This is a genomic window from Kribbella sp. NPDC002412 (assembly GCF_053592935.1).
Genome location: NZ_JBSFBL010000072.1, coordinates 22,673 through 30,432, shown reverse-complemented (window position 1 = coordinate 30,432; position 7,760 = coordinate 22,673). Strand labels below are relative to the sequence as shown.

At 68.7% G+C, this 7,760-nt stretch carries 6 protein-coding genes; 4 read left to right on the top strand and 2 right to left on the bottom strand.

Annotated elements, in window-relative coordinates:
- Positions 1–340: 340 nt before the first annotated feature.
- From ppdK to ACWCOV_RS36925, 3 genes are all read left to right on the top strand, one after another.
- Complete coding sequence (ppdK, locus tag ACWCOV_RS36935; protein ID WP_449834018.1) at positions 341–2,995, top strand: pyruvate, phosphate dikinase; 2,655 nt, start codon at positions 341–343, stop codon at positions 2,993–2,995.
- A 41-nt stretch (positions 2,996–3,036) separates the two neighbouring features.
- On the top strand, positions 3,037–3,273 hold the full coding sequence (locus ACWCOV_RS36930; RefSeq protein ID WP_449834017.1) for a hypothetical protein: 237 nt from the start codon (positions 3,037–3,039) through the stop codon (positions 3,271–3,273).
- A 258-nt stretch (positions 3,274–3,531) separates the two neighbouring features.
- Entirely contained in the window at positions 3,532–3,810 is a 279-nt protein-coding gene (locus tag ACWCOV_RS36925) for a YciI family protein (protein WP_449834016.1), read from the top strand.
- Between the two features lie 135 nt (positions 3,811–3,945).
- On the opposite strand, the gene ACWCOV_RS36920 is transcribed toward ACWCOV_RS36925, so the two are convergent.
- The gene (locus ACWCOV_RS36920; protein WP_449834015.1) at positions 3,946–5,166 is read right to left on the bottom strand and encodes a hypothetical protein; all 1,221 of its coding nucleotides are present in this window, start codon (positions 5,164–5,166) and stop codon (positions 3,946–3,948) included.
- A gap of 195 nt (positions 5,167–5,361) precedes the next feature.
- On the opposite strand from ACWCOV_RS36920, the gene ACWCOV_RS36915 reads away from it, so the two are divergent.
- Complete coding sequence (locus tag ACWCOV_RS36915; RefSeq protein ID WP_449834014.1) at positions 5,362–6,888, top strand: UDP-N-acetylglucosamine 1-carboxyvinyltransferase; 1,527 nt, start codon at positions 5,362–5,364, stop codon at positions 6,886–6,888.
- Here the strand turns inward: ACWCOV_RS36915 and ACWCOV_RS36910 are convergent.
- Positions 6,853–7,698 carry an alpha/beta hydrolase family protein gene (locus tag ACWCOV_RS36910; RefSeq protein WP_449834013.1) on the bottom strand — a complete coding sequence of 282 codons (846 nt, stop codon included), beginning with the start codon at positions 7,696–7,698 and terminating at the stop codon, positions 6,853–6,855. The two genes, ACWCOV_RS36915 and ACWCOV_RS36910, sit on opposite strands and share 36 nt — an antisense overlap.
- Between the last annotated feature and the right edge of the window lie 62 nt (positions 7,699–7,760).

Below are 7,760 nucleotides of genomic sequence, written 5' to 3'. Positions count from 1 at the left end.
ACTCGGCGGCCAACCACCCACCAGCCGACTGTCACCAACCTCATGACCGAGTACATCTAGACCCGACCGGCCGAAAGCAGGGTGATACCCATCCGAAAGGTGGGTAACACCCTGCTTCTGCGTTTCGTCGGCAAACGTGGTGAATGTCTCGCGTTGTCAATAGGGGAAGGGTTTTCCGGCCTTCGACCTGTGGGCAGGGTCACGTCGACATCGTGAGACCAGTGTTCAACTGGACTGGTTTTTGGGCTTACTCTGAAAACACGCCCCCGCCGCCGGAGTCGATGGGCCAGCGGGTCACCTCCCCGCGCCTGAAACGCCACCTGAAACCCAGGGAGTGATCGTGCCGAAACTCGTCTACGACTTCGCCGAAGGCAACAAGGACATGAAGGAGCTGCTCGGCGGGAAGGGGGCGAACCTGGCCGAGATGACCAATCTGGGCCTTCCTGTGCCACCCGGTTTCACCATCACCACCGAAGCCTGCAAGGTCTACCTGGACACCGGAGCGGTCCCGCCGGAGCTGGCCGACGAGATCGACCACCATGTCGACGTCCTGCAGCAGAAGATGGGCAAGAAGCTCGGCCAGGCCGACGACCCGCTGCTGGTGTCGGTCCGATCCGGTGCGGCGGCGTCGATGCCGGGCATGATGGAGACGGTCCTCAACGTCGGCCTGAACGACGATTCGGTCAACGGTCTGGCCCACCAGTCCGGGAACCCGCGGTTCGCCTGGGACGCGTACCGGCGACTCATCCAGATGTTCGGCAAGACCGTGCTCGGGATGGACGGCGAGGTCTTCGAGCAGGCGCTGGATGCGGCCAAGGACGCGAAGGGAGCGCGCAGCGACCTCGACCTGGACGCCGACGACCTGAGGACCCTGGTCGAGACGTTCAAGCGCGCCGTCCACGAGCACACCGGCCGTGACTTCCCGCAGGACCCGCGGACCCAGATGGACCTCGCGATCGCGGCGGTCTTCGGTTCCTGGAACTCCGAGCGGGCGATCCTCTACCGCCGCCAGGAGCGGATCGGCACCGACCTCGGCACGGCGGTCAACATCTGCTCGATGGTGTTCGGCAACCTCGGCATGGACTCCGGCACCGGCGTCGCGTTCACCCGCGACCCGTCCACCGGCCAGCCCGGCGTGTACGGCGACTACCTGCAGAACGCGCAGGGCGAGGACGTGGTGGCCGGCATCCGCAACACCGTCCCGCTGGCGGAGATGGAGCAGCTCGACAAGACGTCGTACGACGATCTGATGGGGATCATGGCCAAGCTCGAGGGCCACTACCGCGACCTGTGCGACATCGAGTTCACCGTCGAGCGCGGCAAGCTGTGGATGCTGCAGACCCGGGTCGGCAAGCGGACCGCGGCGGCCGCGTTCCGGATCGCGACCAGCCTGATCGACGAGGGTGTGATCGACGCCGACGAGGCCCTGAGGCGGGTGAAGGGCGCCCAGTTGGCGCAGCTGATGTTCCCGCGGTTCGACGCGGACGCGGACAAGGAGCGAATCACCAAGGCGATCGGCGCGTCGCCGGGCGCCGCCTCCGGCAAGGTGGTGTTCACCTCGGCCGCCGCCGTCGAGGCGGCCGAGCGCGGCGAGAAGGTGATCCTGGTCCGGCGCGAGACGAACCCGGACGACCTGCACGGCATGATCGCGGCCCAGGGCATCCTGACCAGCCGTGGCGGCAAGACCTCGCACGCGGCCGTGGTCGCCCGCGGCATGGGCAAGACCTGTGTCTGCGGCGCCGAGGAGCTCGACGTGAACGTTGCCCAGGGCACCATCATGGTGAACGGCGCGGTGATCGAGGCCGGCGAGACGATCTCGATCGACGGCACCACCGGCGAGGTGTTCCGCGGCGAGGTCCCGGTCGTCCCGTCCCCGGTCGTGCAGTACTTCGAGGGCACGCTGGCCCCCGAAGCCGGCGACGACCTGGTGGCCTCGGTCCACCGGCTGATCAGCCACGCGGACCAGGTACGGCGCCTCGGCGTACGGACCAACGCGGACACGGCCGACGACGCGGCCCGGGCCCGGCGGTTCGGGGCCGAGGGGATCGGGTTGTGCCGGACCGAGCACATGTTCCTGGGGGAGCGGCGGGAGTCGGTCGAGCGGCTGATCCTGGCCGACAACGACGCCGACCTGGAGGCCGCGCTGGCCGAGCTCGAGCCGCTGCAGCGTGGCGACTTCCTCGAACTGCTGACCGCGATGGACGGGCAGCCGGTGACGATCCGGCTGATCGACCCGCCGCTGCACGAGTTCCTGCCGTCGATGGAGGAGCTGGCGGTCAAGGTCGCGCTGGCCCGCGAGCGCGGCGAGGAGCCCGGGCACGACGCCGCGCTGCTGACCGCGGTCGAGCGGCTGCACGAGGAGAACCCGATGCTCGGCCTGCGCGGGGTCCGGCTCGGCCTGGTCGTCCCCGGCCTGTTCGCGATGCAGGTCCGGGCGATCGCGTCCGCGGCGGTCGAGCTCCGGGCGCAGGGCAAGGATCCGCAGCCGGAGATCATGATCCCGCTGGTCGGCGCGATCCAGGAGCTGCACCTGGCCCGCGACGAGGTGGAAGGCGTGCTGGCCGAGGTCGGCGTCGAGTGGTCGATCCCGATCGGCACCATGATCGAGCTGCCGCGGGCCGCGGTGATCGCGGACCAGATCGCCGAGGCGGCCGACTTCTTCTCGTTCGGCACCAACGACCTGACCCAGACCACCTGGGGCTTCAGCCGCGACGACGTCGAGGGCGCGTTCTTCTCCCGCTACCTGGAAAAGGGCATCTTCGCGGTGTCGCCGTTCGAGTCGATCGACCGCGAGGGCGTCGGCGAGCTGGTGCGGACCGGGGCCGAGCGCGGCCGGACCACCAAGCCGGACCTCAAGCTCGGCATCTGCGGTGAGCACGGCGGCGACCCGGACAGCATCCACTTCTTCCACGAGGTGGGCCTGGACTACGTGTCCTGCTCGCCGTTCCGGATCCCGGTCGCCCGGCTCGAAGCGGGTCGCGCGGCTCTGGACTGAAATCAGCGGCGCTCCCGGTTCGTGCTCCGTAGCCTGCGGGCATGAGCCGGGAGCAGCACGACATCGCCGAGCTGCTCGGGAAGCCGGAGTACGTGCGCGTGCTGGAGATCGGTCCGGGCACCGCTCAGGCGACCCGGCCGATGGTCGAGCGCGACAGGTCTTTTCGAGCCGGTGGAGTTCCGTCGGTACGAACGCGATCTGACCGATGCGACGTCGCAGTACCTCGATGTGCTGTCGTCGTACTCGGGTCCTCGGGCCTTGACAACCGAGCGGCGTGACGGACTGTACGACTGCATCGGCGCCAAGATCGATGCGGCCGGGGGTTCGGTCACGAAGCGTTACTTGACTCAACTGTCTGCAGCAATTTCCTTAACCAACCCCTTGCATCCCGGCTCATCCACCAGTGAAAATAACCGGGCGGGAAGGGCGATCACTCGTCGACTTTCGGGTCTGACCTGAACCAGCCGCTGTGGCGGCTCGTGACGCCCTTTCCCGCACCAAATCTCCTTGTACTGCAGGCCGTGTAGGGTTTCGGCATGGCCCTTTACGTCGTGCAGCTGCGCTTCGACCTCGCCGAGACCGACCGCCGGCTGGAGGTCCGTCCGGCGCACCGCGAGTACCTCAACTCCCTGAAGGAAGCCGGCAAGCTCGTCGCCGCCGGGCCCTTCACCGACCAGACCGGCGCGCTGCTCGTGTACGACGTCGCCGACGAGGCCGAGCTCCGCGACATCCTCGCCAAGGACCCCTACACGCCGGCCAACATCTACGAGATTCCCACCCTCGCCGAGTGGCAGCCGCTCTTCCCCCTCGGCTGACCCCCTTCTGCCCCCTGTCGCATTCGAGGGGATAACCCCTCGGCTTGTGCCTTCTCTACTCCCATACCAGGGGAGAAGGCTGCATTCGAACGGTTATCCCCTCGAATGCGAAATGGGCTGGGGTTGGGGGTGGGGTTAGGCGTCGGCGGCTTCGAGGTTGAGGTAGTCGACGTAGGCCCAGAGCCAGACGATGGGGGCGAGGACGAGTTCGGGTTCGCCCTCCTCGTCGGCCACGAACACCATCGAGGCCTCGCCGTTCGAGATGTCCTCGATGACCGCCTCGCACACCTCGACCGCGGCCTCGAACGGCAGCATCCGCGGCCCGTGCTCCCAGCGCGGCGCGGGCAGCGGCAGCACCGGCGCCTCGTCGGTGCCGTCCAGCTCGACCGACACCTTCTGCAGCTCCTCGTAGAGGTCGAAGGTGATCAGCCCGGCGAGCGGCCGGCCGTCCAGGCCGACCAGGTACGGGTCGTCGGAGCCGCCGCGGAAGTTGTCCCGCAGCTCCGGGAACGCCGCCTTGAGATCGGTGGCCTCCAGGTACGGCGCTTCGCCCGGCTCGTCGTCCTCCTCGACGTCGACCAGCCCGCTGCGCATCTGGTCGAACTGGTGCAGCAGGTCGTGCAGCTCGTCGTACGCACCGCCGCCCGGAGCCTTCTCCGCGCGCGCCTCCAGGTCGCGCAGGTGCTCGACCAGGTCGTCCTCGAAGTGCAGCTCGTACCGCGGCAGGCCCGGCTCGCGGCCGGCGTTGATCTGCGCGACCAGCTGGGTGGCCACCGGGCCGAGCCGATCCGCCAGCACCTCCAGCGGCGTGGTCGGCTTCTCCTCGTCGTCGTGCGCGCAGGAGTCGTCGTCGACCTTGCCCTCGCTCTCCATCGCGAGCAGCACCTGGAACGCCGGGAACGCGAGCAGCGCCGCGCTCGCCATCATCCCGTCGCCGATCAGCATCAGCGGGTTCCCGCCGGCCTCGGTCCGGCGCAGGTGATCAGGCATCAGTACGGCGGCCTGCTCCACGTTCACCTGGCTGGCCAGCGAGGACAGGCCGTGGTCGGTGTCGACGCCGAGCAGCTCGATCAGCCGCTCGGAGCTCATGTCGAAGTGCGAGCGCAGGTAGTAGCGCAGCCAGCCCGCGTCGACCGGGTTCGCCAGCAGCTCCGCGATCCGGGCCCGGAAGTCGGCCAGGTCGGCGATCGCGAGCACCACCAGCACCGGCTGGTCGCCGTCGCCGATCACCAGCGGCCGGGTGTCGCCGTTCTGGAAGCCGTCGATCACCTGGTGCAGGCTGTCGGCGGCCGCCTCCAGCGGCCACGACTCCGCCTCGAAGTCGTTCACCACCGCGGCGGAGGTGTCGTCGGCCATCTGCAGGGTCCTCTCCGGGTGGCGGCGGGAGTTGGGGTAACTCTAGGCGGCGGGCGTCTCGACAGTCTGTAGGGGGCGAGACTTTGCTGTGCTGTCAGGGGCCGGGGGGCGGTGATCGGGCCGGCGTGACATTGGCTACGCTGGCAACGGCGGGTCGGTGCTGGGGTATCTCACATGTGAGATAAGGTCCCGCGCATGACTGATGACTACCTGAGCCGGATCGGCAATCTCATCCGGGACGCCCGCAAGCATCGCGGGTGGACGCAGGCGCAACTCGCGGACGTGCTGAACACCAGCCAAAGTGCGGTGAACAGGATCGAGAAGGGTCATCAGAACCTCACCCTCGAGATGCTCGCCCGGATCGGCGAGGCACTCGACTCCGAAATTGTCTCTCTCGGCGGCGGCCCGGTCCACCTTCGTGTGGCCGGTGGACGGCAGCTGTCCGGATCGATCGACGTCAAGTCCAGCAAGAACGCCGGCGTCGCGCTGCTGTGCGCCAGCCTGCTGAACAAGGGCCGCACCACGCTGCGCAAGGTCGCCCGGATCGAGGAGGTCAACCGGCTGCTCGAGGTGCTCGACTCGATCGGCGTCCGGACCACCTGGCTGAACGACGCCGGCGACCTGGAGATCGTCCCGCCGGCCCACCTCGACCTGGCCGCGATGGATGCCGAGGCGGCTCGCCGTACCCGCTCGATCATCATGTTCCTCGGCCCGCTGCTGCACCGCGAGGACACCTTCCAGCTCCCGTACGCCGGTGGCTGCGACCTCGGCACCCGGACGGTCGAGCCGCACATGGCGGCGCTGCGGCCGTTCGGCCTGGATGTGAAGGCGACCGGCGGCGAGTACCACGCGATGGTGAACCGCGCGGTCACGCCGGGCAAGCCGATCGTGCTGACCGAGCGCGGCGACACCGTGACCGAGAACGCGCTCATGGCCGCGGCCCGGTACGACGGCGTCACCGTGATCCGCAACGCGAGCTCGAACTACATGGTCCAGGACCTGTGCTTCTACCTCGACCTGCTCGGCGTGCGGATCGACGGCATCGGGACCACGACGCTCACGGTGCACGGCAAGGCCGAGATCGACGTGGACGTCGACTACGCGCCGTCGGAGGACCCGATCGAGGCGATGAGCCTGCTCACCGCGGCGATCGTGACCAAGTCGGAGATCACCATCCGGCGGGCGCCGATCGAGTTCCTGGAGATCGAGCTGGCGCTGCTGGAGGAGATGGGCCTCGACTACAGCCGCAGCGAGGAGTACCTGGCCGAGAACGGCCGGACCCGGCTGGTCGACCTGACCACCAGGCCGTCGCGGCTGCACGCGCCGATCGACAAGATCCACCCGATGCCGTTCCCCGGCCTGAACATCGACAACCTGCCGTTCTTCGCGGTGATCGCGGCGACCGCCACCGGGCAGACGCTGATCCACGACTGGGTCTACGAGAACCGCGCGATCTACCTGACCGACCTGAACAAGCTCGGCGGCCGGGTCAAGCTGCTCGACCCGCACCGGGTGATGGTCGAGGGCCCGACGCACTTCTCCGGCGCCGAGATCATGTGCCCGCCGGCGCTCCGCCCGGCTGTGGTCACGCTGATCGCGATGATGGCCGCGAAGGGCACGTCGGTGCTGCGCAGCGTCTACGTGATCAACCGCGGCTACGAGGACCTGGCCACCCGGCTCAACTCGCTAGGCGCCCAGATCGAGACGTTCCGCGACATCTAGGAACGTCACCGCTTCCTCGATCACGGCCGGGTCCGACAGGATCCGGCCGTGCCCGAGGCCGGTCTTGCCCGAGAAGCGGGCACTCGGTCCGTACGACGCCAGCAGTACGTCGACCTGTGCCGGGTCCACCACGTCGTCCACGTCGTTGTGGATCACCAGCAACTCGGCGGCGCCCGGCCCGACCGAGTACTTGGTCCAGACCTCCGGATCGCCGTCGAACAGCCGGCGTTCGATCGACCTCTTCAACTCGGCCCGGACCCTGGTCTTCAGGCCGAGCTCGCGACCGAACCTCTCCACCAGATAGCCGAAGTCCGCGATTCCGCTGATCGACACGATCCGGCCGGCGGCGACCCCCTGGCGTGCGGCGTACAGGGCGAACGGGACGCCGAGCGAGTGGGCGATCACGCCCTCGAAGGCGCCGTACTTCCCGGCGAGCGCGGTGATGATCCGCTGGTGGTCGAGGATCGTGCCCATCGGGACGGTCGAGTCGCCGTGCCCGGGGCCGTCGTACGAGACCGGGCTGTAGCCGAGCTCGAGCAGCCGGGTGACGAAGCCGGCGTACCTCGATGCGCGGGACCGCCAGCCGTGCACGAGCAGGACCGGGCGGCGCCCGTCACCCCAGGCGTAGGTGACGATTCCGTCGACGACCTCCACCCGGGCAGCCTCGTGGATCTCCCGCTCGGCCTCGCGCACTCGCCCGCGCGCCAGCGGCCGCCGCCACAACTCGAACGCTGCCCGCCCGGCCAGCCGCGGTGCGACCGCGCCGATCGCCCGCAGCCCCGCCCCGACCGCCGTTGTCATGTCTGTCATCTCGCTCCTCGGCTGGCAAACAATACGAACGGTCGTATTATTAGTTTGGACAGGGCTCAGGG